We start from the raw sequence: 20,955 nt of genomic DNA, 5'->3' as shown, positions 1-20,955 counted from the left end.
AGGAAACCTATGGCTGTCAAGGTAGCGATCAACGGCTTTGGCCGGATCGGTCGGAACGTGCTGCGCGCGATCATCGAATCGGGGCGCAATGATATTGAGGTCGTGGCGATCAACGACCTCGGCCCGGTCGAGACCAATGCGCATCTGCTGCGCTACGATTCTGTCCATGGCCGCTTCCCCGCCGAGGTCAAGACCTCGGCCGATTCGATCGATGTCGGCCGTGGCCCGATCAAGGTCACCGCGATCCGCAACCCGGCCGAACTGCCCTGGGGCGACATTGACGTCGTCATGGAATGCACCGGCATCTTCGCCTCCAAGGAAAAGGTGCAGCCGCATCTTTCGACCGGGGCCAAGCGCGTGCTGATCTCTGCCCCCGGCGACAACGCCGACAAGACCATCGTTTTTGGCGTCAACCACGACACGCTGACCAAGGATGACACCGTCGTCTCGAACGCCAGCTGCACCACGAACTGCCTGTCGCCCGTCGCCAAGGTGCTTAATGACAGCATCGGCATCGTGCGCGGCTTCATGACCACGATCCACAGCTATACCGGCGACCAGCCGACGCTGGACACCATGCACAACGATCTGTATCGCGCCCGCGCCGCGGCATTGTCGATGATCCCGACCTCGACCGGCGCCGCCAAGGCCGTGGGCCTGGTGCTGCCGGAGCTCAAGGGCAAGCTGGACGGCGTTGCGATCCGCGTGCCGACCCCGAACGTCTCGGTCGTGGACCTCGTCTTCGAAGCCAGCCGCGACACGACGGTCGAAGAAATCAACGAGGCCATCCGCAGCGCCGCGAATGGCACGCTGAAGGGCATCCTCGGCTATACCGATGAAAAACTGGTCTCCTCGGACTTCAACCACGATTCGCACAGCTCGGTCTTCCACATGGATCAGACCAAGGTGATGGAGGGCAAGCTTTGCCGCATCCTGACCTGGTATGACAACGAATGGGGTTTCTCGAACCGCATGTCGGACACCGCAGTCGCCATGGGCAAACTTATCTGAGCTTGAAGCCCGGACACCAAACCGAAACGCGCCCTGGGCAAAGCCCAGGGCGCGTTTTCATTTGTGATCGGATTTGGGCATTAAGGCCGCAGTCGGTCAACTCTTGCCCGACAGGCGTCGAACATTGGCACGGGTGCGTCGGCGATAGGGGCGCAGCGCTGCTGCCATGACGCGGTCGGCACGCTCACCCCGTCCTGCGGCCCGCAGGGCGGCGTGCAGCGCCTCGGAGGCGGCATCGGCCTTTTCAACCACCATACGCTGCGGCTCGGTCAGGTCTTGCCGCACAAGACCCATCATGCCGGCAGTTCGCATGGCAATGACCATCTGCGATTCCCAAGCCAGATGCGCCATCTGCTGCCACAGCAACAACGGTGCCTGCAGAGCCGAGAAATTCATCATTCCGAAACCCATCACGAATTCCCTTTGAACGAATACCAGACAGGGGAACTGCGCCTATGACGACGAAATGCCAAGAGCTCCTTTGGTCGGGACCTTTGCCCTATGGCCTTGCTGCCGCACCCGGTATAGAGGAAAAATCATGACCCAATCCGTGACGCTTCGACGCCCCGACGACTGGCACCTGCACCTGCGCGATGGCGCTATGCTGCAGGCAGTGGCTTCATTTTCCCGCCATTTCGGCCGGGCGATCATCATGCCCAACCTGATGCCGCCGGTGGTGACCGGGGCGCAGGCCGCCGCTTATCGGGACCGGATCCGGGCCGCTCTGCCCGCCGAAGTGACGTTACGTCCCTTGATGACGCTTTACCTGACCGAGACCACCGATCCAGCCGATGTGCTGGCCGCCCATGCGCAGGGAATCATATCGGCGGTCAAGCTTTATCCGGCTGGTGCAACCACCAACTCGGCCTCGGGCGTGCGCGATTTCGACAAGGTACGGCCCGTACTAGAAGCCATGGCCCAAGCCGGCATCCCGCTGTGCTTTCATGGCGAGGTGACCGATCCCAGTGTGGATATCTTCGATCGCGAGGCGGTATTCATCGACCGCGTCCTGGAGCCGATCCGCCGCGCGACCCCGGGGCTGCGCGTAGTGATGGAACATATCACCACCTCGGACGGCGTCGACTACGTCTCTGGCAATGACGACATCGGTGCGACCATCACCACTCATCATCTGGTCATCAACCGCAATCATATTCTGGCAGGCGGCATCCGGCCGCATTACTACTGCCTACCGGTCGCCAAACGCGAAACGCATCGGCTGGCGCTGCGCAAGGCAGCAACCTCGGGCGACGTGCGCTTCTTTCTTGGCACGGATTCCGCGCCGCACCCCGACAGCGCCAAGGAATCTGCTTGCGGCTGCGCTGGCTGTTTCACCGCGCCAAACACCATGTCCATCCTGGCGCAAGTCTTCGAAGAGGAAGGCGCGATCGACCGTCTCGAAGGCTTTACCTCGCTCAACGGTGCTGCCTTCTATCACATGCCTCCGAACGAGGATCGCATCCGGTTGATCAAGCATGACACACCTGCCGATTATCCGACCCATATCGCCGCCGGAGACGAAACCGTCACGGTCTTTGACCCCGGCTTTCCGCTTTATTGGCACCTCGAGGATCCCGCATGACCCTGCCCTTTCCCCCGCACGCGGAAATCGCCCGCCTGACCGCCCGCATGCTGCTGGAAATCAAGGCGGTCCATTTCAACGCGGCCGAACCCTTCACATATGCCTCGGGGCTGAAAGGCCCGACCTATATCGACTGCCGCAAGCTGATCTCCTTTCCACGCATCCGCTCGACGCTGATGGATTTTTTGGCGGCAACCGTATTGCGCGAGGCCGGCTTTGCCGCGTTCGACAACGTCGCCGGCGGCGAGACGGCAGGCATTCCATTCGCCGCCTTTGTCGCCGAACGGCTGGAATTGCCGATGACTTACGTGCGCAAAAAGCCCAAGGGCTATGGCCGCAACGCCCGGATCGAAGGCGCCATGACCGAAGGCCAGCGTGTGCTGCTGGTCGAGGATCTGACCACCGACGGCGGCTCGAAACTGAGCTTCGTCGACGCGATCCGCGAGACCGGCGCGACCTGCGCCCATACCGCGGTGATCTTTTATTACGGCATCTTCCCAGAGACCAAGCAACGCCTGGCCGATCATGGCGTTGGGCTGCATTATCTCTGCACTTGGTGGGACGTTCTGGCAGAGGCCAAAGCCCAAGGTTTTTACGACGAAGCAACCCTCTCTGAGGTAGAAAGCTTCCTGACCGATCCGCGAGCCTGGCAGGCGGCACACCCCTGACCAGACGGCAGGCGCCTCGCCCTGCCGCTCGGTAGATTGGGTATTTGAACAACGAAGAAGAGGCTTACTGCTCGCCATTGTTCTTCGTTGTTCAAATACCCATGCTAGCCTGGCCGACAGGGTAAAGGCGGCCATTTGCTTACGGCGTATCCAGAGTATATCGCGATGGACCCCGAGGCGCATAAGGTGGATAACAACCTCCACCCGAGTCGGACGTCGGAGACCATGGGATGAGCGAATTGCGTGCTGTCGAAATCAGAAAACCCGGCGAAATTGCTGAAGCCGCCGCGGAACAGGCCGTGCCCTTTTCGATCGAGGCCGAGCAGCAATTGCTGGGCGCTCTGCTGACCAATAACGAGGTCTACGACCACGTCTCGCGCATCATCCAGGCGCCACATTTTTACGATCCGGTCCATCGCCGCATCTATGAAATCTGCGTCGAGCGGATCGCTCGGAACGCTTTGGCAAGCCCGGTAACGATCAAGGCTTTCATGGAGCATGATGCCGGCCTCAAGGAACTGGGCGGTCCGGCCTATCTGGCAAGGCTGGCGGGGGCGGCGATCTCGTCCCATGCTGCACGTGACTATGCGCAGATGATCCGCGAATTTGCCCTACGCCGGGAGTTGATCGGGCTGGGACAGGATATCGCCTCGCGCGCGGCCACCGTGTCGGTCAGCGATTCCGCCGAGGAGCAAATCAAGGAAGCCGAGCAGATCCTTTACAAGCTGGGCGAACAGGGCGTAGGAGAGCGCGGTTTCCAAAGCTTCCTCTCTGCTGTCACCGGCGCGTTGAATGCAGCCAATGCCGCCTTCAGCCGCGGTGGCGGGTTGTCGGGGGTCTCGACAGGGCTTGTCGACCTTGACGGCAAGATGGGCGGCTTGAACCGTTCGGACCTGATTATCCTGGCCGGTCGCCCCTCGATGGGGAAAACCTCGCTGGCGACCAACATCGCCTTCAACGTTGCCAAGGCGCACAGGCTGGGTGAGCTGCCCGATGGCACTCATGGTACGGTGGCCGGCGGCGTCGTCGGCTTTTTCAGCCTGGAGATGTCGGCCGAGCAGCTTGCCGCGCGCATCCTGTCCGAGGCCGCCGAGGTTCCCAGCGAATCGATCCGCCGCGGCGACATGACCGAGGATGAGTTCCGCCGCTTTGTCAAAGCCGCGCACGATCTGCAAAACTGTCCGCTTTACATCGATGACACGCCCGCCCTGCCGATCAACCAATTGGCCGCCCGCGCCCGCAAGCTCAAGCGCACCATGGGGCTTGATGTGTTGATCGTGGACTATCTGCAGCTGCTGCGCGCCGCCTCGGCCAAGGACAGCCGCGTCAATGAGGTCAGCGAGATTACTCAGGGTCTCAAGGCCATCGCCAAGGAACTGGACATCCCCGTCATCGCACTGTCCCAGCTTTCGCGCCAGGTCGAATCGCGCGAGGACAAGCGCCCGCAGCTTTCCGACCTGCGCGAGTCAGGCTCGATCGAACAGGACGCCGACATTGTCATGTTCGTCTTTCGCGAAGAATACTACCGTGAACGCGAAAAGCCTGCCGACCACGACCTGGACAAGATGGCGTCCTGGCAGCAGATCATGGAATCCTGCCATGGCAAGGCCGAGATCATCATCGGCAAGCAACGCCACGGTCCCATCGGCACCGTCGAGCTGTCCTTCGAGGGTCGCTTTACCCGTTTCGGCAATCTGGAAAAACATCGTAGCTGGGACCGCTCTGAATGAACCTGCCCGTGCCGTTTGTGACGATCGGCCTGCTGACCCTATCCAACCTGTTCATGACCGCTGCCTGGTATGGGCATCTGAAGTTCAAGGCAGCACCCCTGCTGCTGGTGATTCTGGTAAGCTGGGGCATCGCTTTCTTCGAATATGTGCTGCAGGTGCCGGCAAACCGCATCGGCTATGGCTATTTCTCTGCCGCGCAACTGAAGACCATTCAGGAGGTCATCAGCCTGTCGGTCTTTGTCCTGTTCTCATGGGTGTGGCTGGGTGAAAAGCTGACCTGGAACGTGGCGGCGGGTTTCGCGTGCATCTGCTTCGGCGCCTTTCTGATCTTTCACGATTTCGGCGGCAGCACACACTGACCTGAAACAGTGCCCTATAAACAGGCGATTGCCTTTGCTCTTCGGCCGGGCAAAGGTGCGCGGATGAGCAGTCCGATCCCCTCCGCACCGCGCCGACCCAATATCGTGACCCTGGTATCGATCTCGGCCGCAGGGGCGCTGTCGATGAACATCTTCCTGCCCTCTCTGCCAGCAATGGCACGGGATTTTGGCGTGGAATACAGTTTCATGCAGCTTTCCGTGTCGGCCTTTTTGGGGGTCAGCGCGATATTGCAGCTACTTTGCGGCCCGATCAGCGACCGTTTTGGGCGGCGGCCGGTCGTGCTGGGCTCTTTTGCCATTTTTTTGCTGGCAACGGCCGGGGCGCTGATGGCGCCCAATGCAGGGTGGTTCATGGTCTTTCGCCTGATTCAGGCCGTGATAACGACCGGCTTCGTCATCAGCCGCGCCGTGGTGCGCGACATCGTGCCGGCCGAACAGGCGGCCAGCATGATCGGCTATGTCACCATGGGCATGTCGCTGGTGCCGATGGTCGCCCCGACATTGGGCGGCATGCTGGATGAAACGCTGGGCTGGCGCGCCAGTTTTATCGCCATGGGGTTGGCGGGAATGACGGTCATGACGCTTTGCGCCTTTGACCTGAACGAGACCGCGCGAGGCGGCGGCGTGCCCCTGCGCCAGCAAATCGCGACATATCCCATCCTGGCACGCTCGCAACGGTTCTGGGGCTATGCGTTGACGGCGACACTCAGCGCGGGATCGTTCTATGCCTATCTGGGCGGTGCACCCTTCGTCGGACAGGTCATTTTGCACCTGTCGCCGGCCGAAGTCGGGTATTGGTTCGCAGGCCCGTCGATTGGTTATGCGCTGGGAAATTACCTTTCGGCGCGATTTTCAACCCGCATCGGCATGAACAGGATGATTCTGGCAGGGGCACTGATCTGTTCGGTATTTCTGGCTGTGGCGCTGGTCATCGATCTGATGGGCGGGTTGACGCCGCTGATCTTCTTTGGCTCGGTCGGGTTCATGGGGCTTGGCAACGGCATGCTCTTGCCCAACGCCAATGCCGGGATGATGAGCGTGCGCCCAGAGCTTGCCGGCACCGCAAGCGGCCTTGGCGGCGCCTTGGCGGTGGCGGGCGGCGCGGGTCTGGCGGCGCTGGCTGGCGCGCTTTTGCACGACGATACCGGCGCAGCGCCGCTTCTTGTCATCATGGCAGTCTCAGCCGTTGCCTCGATCGCCTTCATCCTTTGGGTGATGATTCGCGAAAGACAGGTGATAAAGCGCGGCTGACCCCCCTTGCAGCAATGCCTTTGCAAAGCGTATGTCTGCTTTGCAAAAAGGACCTCAAATGGCGATGCAAAAGATTTATGCCGGGGTTGCGTTACGGGAAACCCGGGCTCGGGCCGGCCTGACCCAGCGCGCATTCGCCGACCGGCTGGGCGTATCGCTGCCCTATCTGTCGCAGATGGAAAACAACCACCGCCCGGTTTCGGCAGGGGTGCTGCTGAAACTCGCCTCTGAGTTTTCGGTGGATCTGGGCGCCATGGCGGTGGGCGATGCCGAGCGTATGGTGATGGACATGGCCGAGGCGCTGGCCGATCCCTTGTTCGACACCACCCCGCCCCGCGCGGATCTGCGGCTGGCGGCGACGAACGCGCCGGCCTTGGCGCGGGCCTTTCTCGACCTTTATCGCGCCCATCGCGAGGGACAAGAGCGACTGGCCGCACTGGACGAGGCATTAGGCGCCGGGGCGCAAAACGCCACCCCCTCGCCCTGGGAAGAGGTGCGCGACTTTTTCCACTACTGCGACAATTATATCGACGCGGTGGACCGCGCGGCCGAGCATTTCGCCCGCACCCGCCCAGAACTGCGCCCGTTGGACCGTGCCATCGCCGCCCTGACCGAGCGCGGGATCGAGGTGACAATGGCCGAGCTGGGCAGCGCCCCGGTCTATCTGCGCGAGGGCACGCGGCTGACGCTGAATGCGGCGGCCGAGCCTGCAACCCAAGCCTTTCAACTATTGCACCTGCTGGCGCTGGAGACGCGAGGCGACCTGTTGGAGGCAACGCTAGAACTGGCGCGCTTTCGCAGCGCCTCGGCGCGCGACATCGCCCGGCTGGGGCTGGCGAACTATTTCGCAGGCGCAGCAATGATGCCCTATTCCCGCTTTCTTGCCACTGCGCGGGAAGAGCGCCACGATCTGGAGCGACTGGCACATCTGTTCCACGCTTCTCTGGAACAGGTGGCGCATCGGCTGTCCACCCTACAGCGCGGCGGTGACCGGGGGGTGCCGTTCTTTTTCGTCCGCGTGGATCAGGCCGGCACGATCACCAAGCGCCACTCGGCCACGCGAATGCAATTCGCCCGTTTCGGCGGCGCCTGCCCGCTGTGGAACGTACATCAGGCATTCGAGACCCCCGGCAGATTTCTGCGCCAACTGGCCGAAACGCCGGACGGCAAGCGTTACCTGCTGCTGGCGCGGGACGTGTCAAAGCCCGCCGGTGCCTTTGGCGCGCCGGTGCGGCGCTTTGCCATCGGGCTGGGATGTGAAATCAGCCATGCCCGAGAGATGGTCTATGCCGACGGGCTGGATATCGGCAACCCCCAGTTGTTCGAACCTATCGGCGTCTCTTGCCGGATCTGCCCCAGACCGAACTGCCATCAGCGTTCAGTGCCTCCGGTGGACCGGCATATCCGCATCCCGCCTGATCGTCCCGGCCCGCTGCCCTATGAGATCGCCTGAAACGGCGGCAAACGCGCACATCCTCCTTGGGTTCCCTCATTGGCAGACAAAAACCCCGAGAATCGCCACCCCTGCGGCTGGTTCGACGAGGCCTGCCCATTTGCGGAGCAGAAACCGGCAAACGCGGCAAATTGGCACGGCCGACGAGTTTGCTTGAGGCTCGCGCACGAACGCGACGGATTATTGCATTAATTTCACTAAGTTATCCGAACACCCGTACAAATCAATCCACGGTTGTCAAAAGCCGAAACTCTGCCACCGGCGAATATCCACCCGGCCAAGGGGTGCTGATCGGCATCAATCCGCCCAATATCTCAACAGCCCGCCACCGCTGTTGCGCTTTGACCACAGGTCGGATTTATCCGTGCGGAGCCCTGACTGCCTCTGTCCGGCAGATCGGCCTAAACAAAATGGACCCGGGACATTGCGCATCACCCATAGCCTGAATTCGGTGCTTGAGCGCTGGCTGCCAGAACAGCGCCTCTTCCTGAAGTCGGACAAGACCACCCGCTTTTTGCGGCTGCGTCCTGCCACGCAACTGTTTACGTTGGGGGGCATCGCTTTGGTCTTCGGCTGGTCGATCATCGCCAGTTCGATCCTTGTCATCGACGCGATCAGCGCGGGTTCATCCCGTAACGAGGCACTGCAGGCCCAAAGCGCCTTCGAAGCGCGGCTCACCGATCTTTCGGCCGAACGCGACCGCCGCGCCGCCGAAGCCGTGGCCGCTCAGAACCGCTTTGCGGTGGCGCTGGATCAGGTGTCACGCATGCAATCGCTGCTGCTGGAATCAGAAGCGCAACGGCGCGAACTGGAAACCGGCCTTGGCGCCGTGCAGGCCAGCCTGCAGGAAACCGTAAAGTCCCATCATCTGGCCGAGGCACTGGGCGACGCGGATGGCGAACCCGCCCCCGCCCGCACGGCCGAACTGCAAGCTGCGCTGGACATTCTGGCGGGTGAGTTGAAACAGGCTGCTGGCCAACGCATCGACGCCGTGCAAAAGGCCGACGATGCCAAGCGCCTTGCCGACGCCGTCACGCTGGAGCGCGATCAGATCATCGCCCGCAACGATGAGATCCTGTCGCAACTCGAAGATGCCGTTTCCATCTCGGTCAAGCCGCTGGACGACATGTTCCGCAGCGTAGGGGTAAACCCGGACGAGATCCTGCGCACCGTCCGCAGCGGCTATTCCGGTCAGGGCGGCCCGCTGAATCCGATCAGCTATTCCTCCAGCGGCAATGCGGAAATCAGCCAGGGCGAGGCCAAGGCCAACGAAATCCTGATCACTCTGGACCAGGTGAACCGCTATCGCATCGCGGTCGATAAGATGCCGCTGGCCATGCCGGTGAAATCCGCCTTCCGCTATACCTCGCCTTTCGGCAAACGGTGGGGACGCTCGCATGACGGCATCGACATGGCCGCCCCGGTGGGCACGCCGGTCTTTGCCACGGGCGAAGGCACGGTGATTTTTGCCGGCTGGCAGCGCGGCTACGGCAATCTCATCAAGATCCAGCACGAACTGGGCACGGAAACCCGCTATGGCCACCTGTCTAAGATTCGCGTGAAGGTGGGCCAAAAGGTATCGCGCGGCAGCCAGATCGGTGATATGGGCAATACCGGCAGATCGACTGGCTCGCATCTTCACTATGAAGTCCGCGTGAATGGTCGTGCCGTGAATCCTATGAGCTTCATCAAGGCAGCCCAGAATGTTTTCTAAAACGCGTGTAACCGAACCCGGCCCCCGCACTCAACCGACCCCAGAACCCGAGACGGCGCGCAGCCTTGACGCGAGTTACGACATTCCCGCCGCTGCCCCGCGCACGCGCACCGCGCCTTCGGTTCTGTCCTCGGATTTGACGGTTACCGGCAATATCCAGACAGAGGGCGACGTTCAGGTCGAAGGCACGATCGAAGGCGACATCCGCGCACATCAGTTGGTCGTGGGCGAAAGCGCCACGATTCGCGGCGAAATCGTCGCCGAAGATGTCGTGGTGAATGGTCGCGTCATCGGCCGTGTGCGTGGCCTGAAAGTTCGCCTGACCGCCACCGCCCGGGTCGAGGGCGACATCATCCACAAAACCATCGCCATCGAATCCGGCGCCCATTTCGAAGGCTCGGTCCAGCGTCAGGAAGACCCGCTGGCCAATGGAATCACACCGAAACTGGCGCCGCCCGCCGCGAAAGCAGCAAACAGCGACGCCGAGTAATCCGGCGATCATTGCTGTAAACGGGCGGCCCTTGAGCCGCCCTTTTTCATGGCAGCGGGTCTGGCATCAGTCGGCGATACATGTGCCAACTGGCATGGCCCAGCACGGGCAGCACGATAAAAAGCCCTAGAAACAGCGGCAGAAAGCCGACAAACAGCAGGGCCGCAATGATCAGCGCCCAAGCCGCCATGACGGGCAGGTTTGCACCCACCGCCCCAAAACTCGCGATGATGGCCGAGATGAGGTCAACCTCGCGGTCAAGAATCAGCGGCAGGCCGACCACGGTCATCGCAAACAAGAGCGCGGCGAACCCCGCGCCGATCAGCGTTCCCGTCGTCAGCATGACCAGACCACGGCCCTGCAACAACACCTCGGGCGACGAGGTGATATTGGTCAGCGAGGACACACCCATGAACAGCGCGAAAGTGGTGTGGGCGACAAAGACCCAGAACATGAACATCAGCAGGATGACCATGGCCATAGAGGGCACCTGCCGGTCCTTTTGCGCGATCACCACGCCCAGCACATCGCGCCAGATCAACGGACGGTCCGATTCGATGCGCCGGCTGACTTCGTAAAGCCCGACAGCGGCAAAAGGGGCGATCAGCGGAAAGCCGACGACAAAGGGAATCAGCCACCATTCCTGCCCTGCCGCCGTGGCAACCGCTGTCAGCACCAGCCCGCCCATCACGTAAAAGGCGGCAAACAGCAAACCGAATGCCGGCGCGCGCCGAAAGTCCTGCCATCCCGCCACCAGCGCAGCAGGGATGGCGTCAAAGCCGATCACCTCGGGTAACGGGATCTCATCCGGGCCCGGATCGGGCAAGGGGTCGGGCAGCGGCGGACGCCCCGGGTCGGGGATCGGGGCGGGAATGGGCTTCGGGTTCGAATCGGTCACTACCATCTGCTCCTCCGTCAATGAGAGGAAGGTTACCAGGACAACGGTAAAGAAAAAGCCTCAGCGCGCGAAGCGGGTGACCAAGGCGTCCCGAACCGGTGCCGGGACGAATTTCGAGACGTCCCCACCCAGCCGTGCGATCTCTTTGACCAGTTTCGAGGCGATGGCTTGACGTCGGGCATCTGCCATCAGGAACACGGTTTCGATACTGTCATCCATGGCGCGGTTCATGCCCACCATCTGGAATTCGTATTCGAAATCCGCGACCGCCCGAAGCCCGCGCACGATCACCGTCGCGCCAACATCGCGGGCGCAGTCGATCAGCAGGTTCTCGAACGGGTGAACGACGATTTCGCCGCTGCGGCGGGCGACGACCTTGTCGCATTCCTCGCGCACCATGGCGACCCGATCCTCAAGCGAGAAAAGTGGGCTCTTATCGCGGTTGATGGCGACGCCGATCACCAGACGATCCACCAGTTCCAGCGCGCGCTGGATAATATCGAGATGCCCCAAGGTGATGGGATCGAAGGTGCCTGGGTAAAGCCCGATGCGCATGGGGATTGCCTTCTCCTCGCCGAATGTCGGCAGTCAAACAGGGTTTTGCGAAGAAATGCAAGTCCGTGCGCCCACCCGGCCACGCGGCATGACCGGGTGATCAGACCCGGATCAGTTACCCATGATCATGCCGGTCAGGGCCTCTTTTTCCGCCGCAAGCTCTTTGAGCCGCGCAGAAACCGCATCGCCGATCGAGACAAGGCCGATCATCGTGCCCTGCTCGTCCACCACCGGCAGATGGCGGAAACGGCCCTGCGTCATTCTGTCCAGGATCACCAGCGCGTCCTCGCCAGTGGTGCAGGTTTCCAGCTTGCGGGTCATCAGTTCGGTGATCGGCTGGTCAAGAATCGCTGCCCCGCGCTTTCCAAGCTCGCGCACGATGTCGCGTTCGGACAGGATGCCCAGCGGGACTTTGCCATCCTCGGATACCACGATCGCACCGATGCGCTTTTCCGAAAGCAATCTGGTGGCGTCGGCCACGCTGGTTTCCGGGGCGACGGTGATAATATCGCCGCTGGCCTTCATCGACAGGATCTGGGTGACGAGCATTGCTATTCCTCCTCCGGCTGGCGAAAGCTGTCCTTGACGAACAGCGTCACCTCAACCCGCGCTTGCGTCAAGCCCGATGTTGCAGCGCAGCGAGTCAGGGAAAGACAAGCGCTTGCAGGCGGGCCACCTCGGCCCGGATACCCTGCGCCAACGCATCCGCCAGCCGGTTCATCCGTTGCGAACGACGGTCATCGGCATGTCGGATCAACCAAAAGCTGCGCGTCAATGAAATCTGGTCCGTCAGCACCCTCTGGATACCGGGGCAGAAGGGAATGGCGAAATCATGCACGATGCCCAGCCCCGCCCCCACGCGGATCGCCTGCATCTGCACCGAAACCGAGTTCGAGGTCAGCGCGGCCCATTCCGCGCCGGTTTCGGTCAGGTAATCCAGTTCGCGGTCAAAGATCATGTCCGAGATATAGCCGATCATCCGATGCCCCCGCAGATCCTCGCGCGAACGGATCGGCGGATGGGCGCGCAGGTAATCCTCGTGCGCGGCAAGATGCAGTTGGTAATCGGTCAGCCGCTGCACGACCAGCCGCCCGGCTTGCGGCTGCGACACGGCGATGGCCATATCGGCTTCGCGTTTCGACAGGTTGAAGACGCGCGGCAGGGCGACGATCTGGATTTCCAGTTGCGGATGCGCCTCGGACAGCCGTGCGCAGACTTGCGGCAGCAGATAGTTGGCACAGCCGTCCGGCGCACCGATACGCAACTGCCCCGCCAGATCGCCCGGACCGCTTAGCGCCTCTTCCGCGCCGCTCAGCGCCGTCTCGACCGCTTCGGCATGGGGCAAAAGCCGCTCGCCCTCTGGCGCCAGCGCATAGCCCTGCGGCGTCTTGATGAAAAGCTTTGCACCCAATGCGCCTTCCAGCCGCGCTACCCGCCTGCCGACGGTCGAGGCATCTATGGCCAACCGCCGCCCGGCCCCCGACAGGCTATCCGCGCGTGCGACCGCCAGAAATATGCGCAGGTCATCCCAGTCCACGGCCATCCCCTTTGCAAAAATGCAAATCCCTTTTGCCAGACTTCCTCTTTTTCCGGCAATGCTGCAAGTCTATGATCCCGCCAACCGACACTCATGGGAGGCACTCATGGAAGAACTCAGCCATTGGATCGACGGTAAAGAGGTCAAGGGCACCTCGGGCCGTTTCAGCGATGTCTACAACCCCGCAACCGGCGAAGTGATCGCCCGGCTGCCGCTGGCCACCCCGGCCGAACTGGACGCCGCCGTGCGCAGCGCCGAAAAGGCGCAGGTCGCCTGGGCCGCCACCAACCCGCAGCGCCGCGCCCGGGTGATGATGAAATTCGGCCAGTTGATCGTCGACAACATGGAAAAGCTGGCCGAGATCGTCTCGCGCGAGCATGGCAAGACCCTGCCCGACGCGCGCGGCGACGTGCAGCGCGGTCTTGAGGTGATCGAGGTCTGCATGGGTGCCCCGGCGATGCTGAAGGGCGAGTTCACCGACAATGCCGGCCCCGGGATCGACCTGTATTCCATGCGCCAACCGTTGGGCGTGGTTGCGGGCATCACCCCCTTTAACTTCCCGGCGATGATTCCGCTGTGGAAGATGGGACCGGCGCTGTCGGCAGGCAACGCGATGATCCTGAAGCCCTCCGAGCGCGTGCCCTCGACCTCATTGATGCTGGCCAAGCTGGCGCAAGAGGCCGGCCTGCCCGACGGCGTGCTGCAGGTCGTCAACGGCGACAAGGAAATCGTGGACGCGATCCTGGACCATCCGGTCGTGCAGGCGGTGGGCTTCGTGGGCTCGACCCCGATTGCGCAGTATATCTATGGCCGCGCAGCCGCCAACGGCAAGCGTGCGCAATGCTTCGGCGGCGCCAAGAACCACATGCTGATCATGCCCGACGCTGACCTCGACAAGGCGGCGGATGCTCTGGTCGGCGCAGGCTTTGGCGCGGCGGGCGAACGCTGCATGGCGATTTCGGTCGCGGTGCCGGTGGGCGACAAGACCGCCGACGCGCTGATCGAGCGGCTGGTGCCCAAGATCGAAAAACTGAAGATCGGCCCCTACACCGCCGGCGACGATGTGGATTTCGGTCCGGTCATCACCAAGGCCGCGCAGGAACGGATCAACCGCCTGATCGGCTCGGGCGTGGATCAGGGCGCGAAGCTGGTCGTCGATGGTCGCGGCCTGAACATCCAAGGCTACGAGAACGGCTTTTTCTGCGGCGCATCGCTCTTTGACAACGTGACCCGCGACATGGAGATCTACAAGGAAGAGATCTTCGGCCCGGTGCTCTCGACCGTGCGGGCGCAAAGCTATGAAGAGGCGCTGAACCTCGTCATGGACAATGACTATGGCAACGGCACGGCGATCTATACCGCCGACGGCGACACCGCGCGCGATTTCGCCAGCCGGGTAAACGTGGGCATGGTCGGCATCAACTTCCCGATCCCGGTGCCGCTGAGCTATTACACCTTCGGTGGTTGGAAAAAGTCGGCCTTCGGCGACCTGAACCAGTATGGCCCGGACGCCTTCCGCTTTTACACCAAGACCAAAACCGTCACCGCCCGCTGGTATTCCGGCATCAAGGACGGCGTCGCGCTGAACTTCAAGGCGCTGGACTAAGCGACTTACAAGTTGCGGGCGGGGGCGATCGACGCCCCTGCCCATTTCGCGCAAGCCCGCAATACTTGCGCAACATTTACCGGCCATGACCGGGCAAAAGAAATCATCACGAAAGACATGGGGAAAAGAGCATGGATTTCGAGCTGAGCGAGGAACAGCAGGCCATATTCGATCTGGCCCGCGATTTCGCGGCAGAACATATCGCACCTTACGCCCGGCAATGGGAAACCGAGGGCACCATCCCCCGCGACCTTTGGACGCGGTCTGCCGAGCTGGGCTTCGGCGGGGTCTACGTCTCGGAGGATTACGGCGGCACCGGGCTTTCGCGGCTGGACGCGACGCTGGTGTTCGAGGCGCTGGCCATGGCCTGCCCCTCGGTCGGGTCATTCCTGTCCATCCACAACATGTGCGGCGGCATGATCGACAAGTTCGGCACCGACGCGAACAAGGCGCGCTGGTTGCCGGACCTGTGCAGTATGGAAAGCGTGTTTTCCTATTGCCTGACCGAACCGGGCTCGGGCTCGGACGCCGCCGCCCTGCGCACGCGGGCCGAGCGGGTCGAGGGCGGCTGGAAGCTGAACGGCACCAAGGCGTTCATCTCGGGCGGCAGTTACTCGGACGCCTATCTCGTCATGGTGCGCACCGGGAAAGACGGGCCAAAGGGCATTTCGACCATGGTGGTCGAGGCCGGCACCCCGGGCCTCAGCTTCGGCGCGCTTGAGCACAAGATGGGCTGGCAGGCACAGCCGACCGCACAGGTCCAGTTCGACGATTGCATCATCCCCGAGGAAAACCTGATCGGCGAGGAAGGCCGGGGCTTTACCTATGCCATGGCGGGCCTCGACGGCGGGCGGCTGAACATTTCGGCCGGCGCGCTTGGCGGGGCGCAGGCGGCGCTGGACGCGACGCTGCGTTACATGGGCGAGCGGCGCGCCTTCGGCCAGACGCTCGACCAGTTCCAGGCGCTGCAATTCCGTCTGGCCGAGATGGAGACGGCGCTGCAATCGTCGCGCATCTTCCTGCGACAGGCGGCGTGGAAGCTGGATCACGGCAAGCGCGATGCCACCAAATTCTGCGCCATGGCCAAGCTGCATGTGACCGACCGCGCCTTTGACGTGGCCAATCAATGCCTGCAACTGCACGGCGGTTACGGTTATCTTGCCGATTACGGGATCGAGAAGATCGTGCGCGACCTGCGCGTCCATCAGATTCTGGAAGGCACCAATGAAATCATGCGGCTGATCATCGGCCGCGCCCTGCTGGCGGAGCGTGACTGATGGCCGAAATGATTATCCGCAAGGACCGCCGCGCCGGCCGTCTGACCTTCAACCGTCCGCAGGCGCTGAACGCGCTGAGCCACGAGATGGCGCTGGCCATCGACGCCGCCCTGCAGGAATGGCGCGACGATCCCGAGGTCGCACTGGTGGTCATCGACGCCGAGGGCGAGCGCGCCTTTTGCTCGGGCGGCGATATCGCGGCCGTCTATCACGCGGGCCTTGCCGGCGACCATCAGGTCGGGCGCGCCTTTTTCCGCGACGAATACCGCATGAACGCGCGGATTGCGGAATACCCCAAGCCGATCGTGGCCTTCATGCAGGGTTTCGTCATGGGCGGCGGCGTCGGCGTGGGCGGGCACGCCAGTCACCGCATCGTCGGCGACACCACCCAGATCGCCATGCCCGAAACCGGTATCGGCCTGATCCCGGATGTCGGCGGAAGCTGGCTGTTGGGCCATGCGCCGGGCCGTTGCGGCGAATATCTGGGCCTGACCGCGGCGCGCATAGGGCCGGGCGATGCGATCTTTACGGGATTTGCCGATACCTACATCCCCGAGGCCAATTGGCCCGCCCTGATCGAGCAACTGGCCGAAACCGGCGATGTCGCGGTGATCAAGGGCCATCCACGCCCCGAGGCGTCGCTGGAGACCGCCGACCTCTCGCCCTTCGGCGGCCAGACCGTCGCCGATATCATCGCCGCGCTTGAGTTGGCGGGGAACGAGGCAGCGTTGAAGCCTCTGCGCCGCAACTCGCCGCTGTCCCTGGCGGCAACGCTGGCGCTGGTGCGCGCGGCGCGCGGCGATGACAGCCTGCGCGACAGCCTTGCGCGCGAGTTGCGCTTTACTGCCCGCGCCACCGCCGAAAGCGATTTTCTGGAAGGGGTGCGGGCGCAGCTGATCGACAAGGACCGCAGCCCTCGCTGGGCCGCCGATGCCAGCCCCGCGCATGTCACGGCGATGCTCGCGCCGCTGGGCGATGACGAAATCGAATGGGAGAATGGTAAATGAAAATCGGGTTCATTGGCTTGGGTAACATGGGCGGTCCGATGGCGGCCAATCTGGCCAAAGCCGGGCATGAGGTCGCGGGCTTTGACCTGACCGCGCCGATGCCCGAAGGCGTCGCCAAGGCCGCCACCGCCGCCGAGGCGGCAAACGGCGCCGATGTGGTTATCACCATGCTGCCGAACGGGACGATCCTGCGAGCGGTCGCGGCCGAAGTGGTCCCCGCCATGCAGGCAGGCGCAGTGCTGTGCGACTGCTCGACGGTGGATGTGGAAAGCGCCCGCGCAGTGGCGGCACAGGCGCAGGCAGCGGGGCTGGGCGCGCTGGATGCGCCGGTTTCGGGCGGGGTCGGCGGCGCGACTGCCGGCACGTTGACCTTCATGGTGGGCGGATCAGCCGATGCCTTCGACACGGTAAAGCCGCTTTTCGACATCATGGGCCAAAAGGCGGTGCATTGCGGCGAGGCAGGCGCCGGCCAGGCCGCCAAGATCTGCAACAACATGATCCTGGGCGTGACGATGATCGCCACCTGCGAAGCCTTTGCGCTGGCTGACAAGCTGGGACTTGACCGGCAAAAGATGTTCGACGTCGTCTCGACCTCATCGGGCTATAGCTGGACGATGAACGCCTATTGCCCGGCGCCGGGCGTGGGTCCGCAATCGCCCGCCGACAACGGCTATAAGCCGGGGTTCGCCTCTGAACTGATGCTCAAGGACCTGCGGCTGAGCCAGCAGGCCGCCGAGGCGGCGGATGCGGACACGCCCATGGGTGAACTCGCCGCCGCGCTCTACACGCGCTTCGTCGAGCAAGAGGGCGGAAAAGGTCAGGATTTCTCGGCAATGCTGCCCAGATTCGAAAGCCGGCACAGGCATGATTGATTTCTCGCATTCGTGAGGGAGCCGATCAGGGGTTTGCGGCGTTTAACCCCTGATCAAGTTTTTTGTGTCAGGCTGGAGCCATGTTACGCAAACGCCAGAGCCTGTTTTTCATCGCCGGACTGCTGTTCGCCCTTGGACCGGCTTGTCTTGCGGAAACGCTGAAACAATCCGCAGGATCGGCCGCGGCAGCCACGGGGAATCAACCGGCCATGCTGCGCGTGGGCGATCACCTCGACAACGCGCGCCTGCATCCCGTGACACGCCCCGGCCTTTACGGCATGAGCGAGGCGCCCTCTGGCAGCCTCTACGGCATCGTTGATGGCAAACTGATCCGCTATGATCCGAAAAACGCGCAGGTGCTGTCCATCATCCGGCAAGTGGACCGGATCGTGGATTAGACCTGCAACAATGCGCGGGCGGCGGCTTTCGCGGCCGGGGTGATTTCTTCGCCAGCAAGCATGCGTGCGATTTCCTCGATGCGCTGGCTGGCCGTCAGCGCGGTCACCTGCGAGGTGGTCATGCCGCCCTGCACGGATTTTGCCACCCGAAAGTGATGCCCGCCAAGTGCCGCGACCTGCGGACTGTGGGTGACAACCAGCACCTGCGCCCCTTCGGACAACCTGGCAAGGCGACGGCCCACCGCATCGGCAGTGGCCCCGCCGACGCCGCGGTCGATCTCGTCGAAGATCAGCGTCAGCGCGTCGTTGCCGCGCGCCAGACAAACCTTGAGCGCCAAGAGAAAGCGCGAAAGCTCGCCTCCCGAGGCGATACGATCCAGCGGTCCCGAGGGCGCACCCGGATTGGTGGCCACGGTAAAGGCGATGGTATCGCGGCCTTCCGGCCCCGGATCTGCCGGCGACAACCGGGTCTCAAAGACTGCGCGTTCCATTTTCAACGGTGCAAGCTCGGCCGCCATCGCGGCATCGAGCCGCTTGGCAGCCGTGGCGCGCCGTTCCGACAAGGCAGCGGCGGCAGCTTCATAGGCGGCATCGGCCACAGCAACCCCGTCGCGCAAGCGCACCAGATCGCCTTCGCCCGCATCGATCCGACCCAACCGCTCCCGCAGTTGATCGGCAAGGCCGGCCAGATCGTCGGCCAGCACGTCATGCTTGCGCGCCAAGGCCCGCAAGGCGAACAGCCGCTCTTCGGTGCTTTCCAGATCGCGCGGATCGAAATCCATCGCGTCCAGCGCCACCTCGACCCCGGACGCTGCCTCGCCCAATTCGATCAGCGCTCGCTGCAAGGCCGAGACAGGACCTTCCAGGCGGCCCTCGGCCCGCTCGGCGACACCGTCAAGCCACCGCGCGGCATCCAGCATCGCGCCCTCGGCACCCTCAGGACCCAGCGCCTGCAAGGCGCGTGCCACATCCCCGCGAATGCGTTCGGCACCCTGCATGGCGCGGCGGCGGGTATCCAGTTCGGCCTCCTCGCCCGGCTGCGGGTCGAGTTTGTCCAATTCCGCCACGGCGTGGCGCAGGAATTCCTCTTCGCTCTTCGCAGCGGTCAGCGCCGCCTCAGCCCCGGCCAAAGCCACGCGCGCTTCGCGCCAGGCTGCCCAAGCCGCGCGGGTCGGACCCAGGTCCACCCCGGCAAAGGCGTCCAGCAGCAGCCGGTGCCCGCGCGGGTTCAGAAGGCCGCGGTCGTCATGCTGGCCATGCAGTTCGACCAACAGTTCGGACAGCGTCCGCAATACCTCGCCCGAGGCGCGGCGGTCGTTGATCCAGCCGGTCTTTCGCCCATCCACGGCATTCACGCGACGGATGATCAATTCGTCCGAAACCGGGAAACCCGCCTCGTCCAGCAGCGTTCGGGCCGGATGACCGGGCGGCAGATCGAAGACCGCCGTCACCTCGCCCTGGCTCGCACCGGTCCGCACCAGATCGGCGCGGCCGCGCCAACCCAGCACAAAGCCCAGACAATCAAGCAAGATCGATTTGCCCGCCCCGGTTTCGCCGGTCAGCACATTCAGGCCGGACTGGAACTCCAGTTCCAGCCGGTCAATGAGCAGCATGTCGCGAATGTCGAGATGCCGCAGCATCGCGCGCTTACAGCCACTTGCCTTGGACGACCTGACGATAGACCCGGGTCAGCCAGCTATCGCCACGCGCCTGCGGCTGCAGGCCGCGACCGCGCAACTGCGCAAAGGCATCGCCATAGAACGGCGAGGACTGGAAGTTATGACCCAGAATCGCGCCCGCCGTCTGCGCCTCATCATTCAGGCCAAGGGCCAGATAGGCCTCGACCAGCCGCATCAGCGCCTCGGGTGTGTGGCTGGTGGTCTGGAATTCTTCGACCACGACGCGGAAACGGTTGATCGCCGCCGTGTAGTGACCGCGTTTGAGATAGTAGCGACCGATCTCCATCTCTTTGGCGGCAAGGTGGTCAAACGCCAGGTCGAATTTCAGGATCGCCGAACGCGCATATTCGGTGTTGGGATATTGCTCGATCACCTCGCGCAGCCCCTGCAATGCCTGGAAGGTCAGGCCCTGATCGCGGCCGATCTCGTCGATCTGGTCATAATAGGACAGCGCCAGCAGATATTTCGCGTAGGCCGCGTCCTCGTCCCCCGGATAGGTGTCGATGAAACGCTGCGCCGCACCCCGCGCCTCTTCATAGTCGCGGGCGCGGTGATAGGAATAGGCCTGCATGATCAGCGCACGCTTGGCCCATTCAGAATAGGGATAAAGCCGCTCGACCTCGGAAAAATATTTTACCGCGTCCTTGGGCCGGCTGGAATTCTCCAGCTCATATTCGCCGCGCTTATAGATCTGTTCGGCGGTAAAATTCTCGAATGATTCGGTGCTCTTCCCGGAACCGCCCGAACATCCCGCCAGCAGGCCCAACGACAGCACAGCCGCGACCAAGGAACCCGATCTGATGCCTGTCATTCCACCCTGCCCGTCAGAAATTCACGCCGCCGCATG

General features: G+C 63.0%; 21 protein-coding genes. 14 read left to right on the top strand and 7 right to left on the bottom strand.

From position 1 onward, the window contains the following. Positions 1-9: 9 nt before the first annotated feature. Positions 10-1,011, top strand: coding sequence for a type I glyceraldehyde-3-phosphate dehydrogenase (gap, locus tag JWJ88_RS13910; RefSeq protein ID WP_205296387.1), 1,002 nt, complete (start codon positions 10-12; stop codon positions 1,009-1,011). Positions 1,012-1,107: 96 nt separating this feature from the next. Here gap and JWJ88_RS13905 read toward each other — a convergent pair whose 3' ends face one another. Beyond that, complete coding sequence (locus tag JWJ88_RS13905) at positions 1,108-1,422, bottom strand: antibiotic ABC transporter (RefSeq protein WP_205296386.1); 315 nt, start codon at positions 1,420-1,422, stop codon at positions 1,108-1,110. Between the two features lie 127 nt (positions 1,423-1,549). Here JWJ88_RS13905 and pyrC point away from each other — a divergent pair, with 127 nt between their 5' ends. From pyrC to JWJ88_RS13865, 8 genes are all read left to right on the top strand, one after another. Then, positions 1,550-2,593, top strand: a complete 1,044-nt coding sequence (gene pyrC / locus JWJ88_RS13900) for a dihydroorotase (protein WP_205296385.1) — start codon at positions 1,550-1,552, stop codon at positions 2,591-2,593. Continuing rightward, positions 2,590-3,261, top strand: a complete 672-nt coding sequence (locus JWJ88_RS13895) for an orotate phosphoribosyltransferase (protein ID WP_205296384.1) — start codon at positions 2,590-2,592, stop codon at positions 3,259-3,261. The genes pyrC and JWJ88_RS13895 overlap by 4 nt, the downstream gene beginning before the upstream one ends. Before the next feature lie 230 nt (positions 3,262-3,491). After that, positions 3,492-4,991: a replicative DNA helicase gene (locus JWJ88_RS13890; RefSeq protein ID WP_205296383.1), complete on the top strand. Its 1,500-nt coding sequence runs from the start codon at positions 3,492-3,494 to the stop codon at positions 4,989-4,991. Next, a complete protein-coding gene (locus JWJ88_RS13885) occupies positions 4,988-5,350 on the top strand; it encodes a DMT family protein (protein ID WP_205296382.1) in 363 nt (120 codons plus the stop codon). Before JWJ88_RS13890 ends, JWJ88_RS13885 begins: the two co-directional genes overlap by 4 nt. A gap of 63 nt (positions 5,351-5,413) precedes the next feature. Next, on the top strand, positions 5,414-6,622 hold the full coding sequence (locus tag JWJ88_RS13880; RefSeq protein ID WP_205296381.1) for a multidrug effflux MFS transporter: 1,209 nt from the start codon (positions 5,414-5,416) through the stop codon (positions 6,620-6,622). A 58-nt stretch (positions 6,623-6,680) separates the two neighbouring features. Beyond that, complete coding sequence (locus tag JWJ88_RS13875) at positions 6,681-8,075, top strand: helix-turn-helix domain-containing protein (RefSeq protein WP_205296380.1); 1,395 nt, start codon at positions 6,681-6,683, stop codon at positions 8,073-8,075. Positions 8,076-8,499: 424 nt separating this feature from the next. Next, positions 8,500-9,789, top strand: coding sequence for a M23 family metallopeptidase (locus JWJ88_RS13870; protein ID WP_205296379.1), 1,290 nt, complete (start codon positions 8,500-8,502; stop codon positions 9,787-9,789). Further along, complete coding sequence (locus JWJ88_RS13865; RefSeq protein ID WP_205296378.1) at positions 9,779-10,279, top strand: bactofilin family protein; 501 nt, start codon at positions 9,779-9,781, stop codon at positions 10,277-10,279. The genes JWJ88_RS13870 and JWJ88_RS13865 overlap by 11 nt, the downstream gene beginning before the upstream one ends. A gap of 46 nt (positions 10,280-10,325) precedes the next feature. Here the strand turns inward: JWJ88_RS13865 and JWJ88_RS13860 are convergent, their stop codons facing one another. The 4 genes from JWJ88_RS13860 to JWJ88_RS13845 form a co-directional block, all read right to left on the bottom strand. Then, positions 10,326-11,183, bottom strand: a complete 858-nt coding sequence (locus tag JWJ88_RS13860) for a DUF2189 domain-containing protein (protein ID WP_205296377.1) — start codon at positions 11,181-11,183, stop codon at positions 10,326-10,328. Positions 11,184-11,237: 54 nt separating this feature from the next. Beyond that, positions 11,238-11,732, bottom strand: coding sequence for a pantetheine-phosphate adenylyltransferase (gene coaD, locus JWJ88_RS13855; RefSeq protein ID WP_205296376.1), 495 nt, complete (start codon positions 11,730-11,732; stop codon positions 11,238-11,240). 111 nt (positions 11,733-11,843) lie between these two features. Further along, on the bottom strand, positions 11,844-12,281 hold the full coding sequence (locus tag JWJ88_RS13850; protein ID WP_205296375.1) for a CBS domain-containing protein: 438 nt from the start codon (positions 12,279-12,281) through the stop codon (positions 11,844-11,846). 94 nt (positions 12,282-12,375) lie between these two features. Next, positions 12,376-13,269 carry a LysR family transcriptional regulator gene (locus tag JWJ88_RS13845; RefSeq protein WP_205296374.1) on the bottom strand — a complete coding sequence of 298 codons (894 nt, stop codon included), beginning with the start codon at positions 13,267-13,269 and terminating at the stop codon, positions 12,376-12,378. 106 nt (positions 13,270-13,375) lie between these two features. Between JWJ88_RS13845 and JWJ88_RS13840 the strand changes: the two genes are divergently transcribed. The 5 genes from JWJ88_RS13840 (at position 13,376) to JWJ88_RS13820 (ending at position 18,429) form a co-directional block, all read left to right on the top strand. Further along, positions 13,376-14,875: a CoA-acylating methylmalonate-semialdehyde dehydrogenase gene (locus JWJ88_RS13840; RefSeq protein ID WP_205296373.1), complete on the top strand. Its 1,500-nt coding sequence runs from the start codon at positions 13,376-13,378 to the stop codon at positions 14,873-14,875. A 131-nt stretch (positions 14,876-15,006) separates the two neighbouring features. Then, on the top strand, positions 15,007-16,152 hold the full coding sequence (locus tag JWJ88_RS13835) for an acyl-CoA dehydrogenase family protein (RefSeq protein WP_205296372.1): 1,146 nt from the start codon (positions 15,007-15,009) through the stop codon (positions 16,150-16,152). Beyond that, positions 16,152-17,159 (top strand): enoyl-CoA hydratase/isomerase family protein, encoded by a 1,008-nt coding sequence (locus JWJ88_RS13830; protein ID WP_205296371.1) that lies wholly within the window; start codon positions 16,152-16,154, stop codon positions 17,157-17,159. Before JWJ88_RS13835 ends, JWJ88_RS13830 begins: the two co-directional genes overlap by 1 nt. Continuing rightward, positions 17,156-18,031 carry a 3-hydroxyisobutyrate dehydrogenase gene (gene mmsB / locus JWJ88_RS13825; RefSeq protein ID WP_205296370.1) on the top strand — a complete coding sequence of 292 codons (876 nt, stop codon included), beginning with the start codon at positions 17,156-17,158 and terminating at the stop codon, positions 18,029-18,031. The genes JWJ88_RS13830 and mmsB overlap by 4 nt, the downstream gene beginning before the upstream one ends. A gap of 80 nt (positions 18,032-18,111) precedes the next feature. Continuing rightward, entirely contained in the window at positions 18,112-18,429 is a 318-nt protein-coding gene (locus tag JWJ88_RS13820; RefSeq protein ID WP_205296369.1) for a hypothetical protein, read from the top strand. Here the strand turns inward: JWJ88_RS13820 and recN are convergent. Both recN and JWJ88_RS13810 read right to left on the bottom strand, forming a co-directional pair. Further along, positions 18,426-20,069 carry a DNA repair protein RecN gene (gene recN / locus JWJ88_RS13815; RefSeq protein ID WP_205296368.1) on the bottom strand — a complete coding sequence of 548 codons (1,644 nt, stop codon included), beginning with the start codon at positions 20,067-20,069 and terminating at the stop codon, positions 18,426-18,428. The two genes, JWJ88_RS13820 and recN, sit on opposite strands and share 4 nt — an antisense overlap. Positions 20,070-20,076: 7 nt before the next feature. After that, positions 20,077-20,919 carry an outer membrane protein assembly factor BamD gene (locus tag JWJ88_RS13810; RefSeq protein WP_205296367.1) on the bottom strand — a complete coding sequence of 281 codons (843 nt, stop codon included), beginning with the start codon at positions 20,917-20,919 and terminating at the stop codon, positions 20,077-20,079. Positions 20,920-20,955 lie beyond the last annotated feature (36 nt).

Origin of the sequence: Paracoccus methylovorus, assembly GCF_016919705.1 — a bacterium.
Lineage (GTDB): Bacteria > Pseudomonadota > Alphaproteobacteria > Rhodobacterales > Rhodobacteraceae > Paracoccus > Paracoccus methylovorus.
This window is presented reverse-complemented; position numbering and strand designations above follow the sequence as displayed.

Bases quoted from the DNA above. Each gene is read 5' to 3' on its own strand.
- gap (WP_205296387.1), top strand. From the start codon at position 10: ATGGCTGTCAAGGTAGCGATCAACGGCTTTGGCCGGATCGGTCGGAAC.
- JWJ88_RS13905 (WP_205296386.1), bottom strand. From the start codon at position 1,422: ATGGGTTTCGGAATGATGAATTTCTCGGCTCTGCAGGCACCGTTGTTG.
- pyrC (WP_205296385.1), top strand. From the start codon at position 1,550: ATGACCCAATCCGTGACGCTTCGACGCCCCGACGACTGGCACCTGCAC.
- JWJ88_RS13895 (WP_205296384.1), top strand. From the start codon at position 2,590: ATGACCCTGCCCTTTCCCCCGCACGCGGAAATCGCCCGCCTGACCGCC.
- JWJ88_RS13890 (WP_205296383.1), top strand. From the start codon at position 3,492: ATGAGCGAATTGCGTGCTGTCGAAATCAGAAAACCCGGCGAAATTGCT.
- JWJ88_RS13885 (WP_205296382.1), top strand. From the start codon at position 4,988: ATGAACCTGCCCGTGCCGTTTGTGACGATCGGCCTGCTGACCCTATCC.
- JWJ88_RS13880 (WP_205296381.1), top strand. From the start codon at position 5,414: ATGAGCAGTCCGATCCCCTCCGCACCGCGCCGACCCAATATCGTGACC.
- JWJ88_RS13875 (WP_205296380.1), top strand. From the start codon at position 6,681: ATGGCGATGCAAAAGATTTATGCCGGGGTTGCGTTACGGGAAACCCGG.
- JWJ88_RS13865 (WP_205296378.1), top strand. From the start codon at position 9,779: ATGTTTTCTAAAACGCGTGTAACCGAACCCGGCCCCCGCACTCAACCG.
- JWJ88_RS13860 (WP_205296377.1), bottom strand. From the start codon at position 11,183: ATGGTAGTGACCGATTCGAACCCGAAGCCCATTCCCGCCCCGATCCCC.
- coaD (WP_205296376.1), bottom strand. From the start codon at position 11,732: ATGCGCATCGGGCTTTACCCAGGCACCTTCGATCCCATCACCTTGGGG.
- JWJ88_RS13850 (WP_205296375.1), bottom strand. From the start codon at position 12,281: ATGCTCGTCACCCAGATCCTGTCGATGAAGGCCAGCGGCGATATTATC.
- JWJ88_RS13840 (WP_205296373.1), top strand. From the start codon at position 13,376: ATGGAAGAACTCAGCCATTGGATCGACGGTAAAGAGGTCAAGGGCACC.
- JWJ88_RS13835 (WP_205296372.1), top strand. From the start codon at position 15,007: ATGGATTTCGAGCTGAGCGAGGAACAGCAGGCCATATTCGATCTGGCC.
- JWJ88_RS13830 (WP_205296371.1), top strand. From the start codon at position 16,152: ATGGCCGAAATGATTATCCGCAAGGACCGCCGCGCCGGCCGTCTGACC.
- mmsB (WP_205296370.1), top strand. From the start codon at position 17,156: ATGAAAATCGGGTTCATTGGCTTGGGTAACATGGGCGGTCCGATGGCG.
- JWJ88_RS13820 (WP_205296369.1), top strand. From the start codon at position 18,112: ATGTTACGCAAACGCCAGAGCCTGTTTTTCATCGCCGGACTGCTGTTC.
- recN (WP_205296368.1), bottom strand. From the start codon at position 20,069: ATGCTGCGGCATCTCGACATTCGCGACATGCTGCTCATTGACCGGCTG.
- JWJ88_RS13810 (WP_205296367.1), bottom strand. From the start codon at position 20,919: ATGACAGGCATCAGATCGGGTTCCTTGGTCGCGGCTGTGCTGTCGTTG.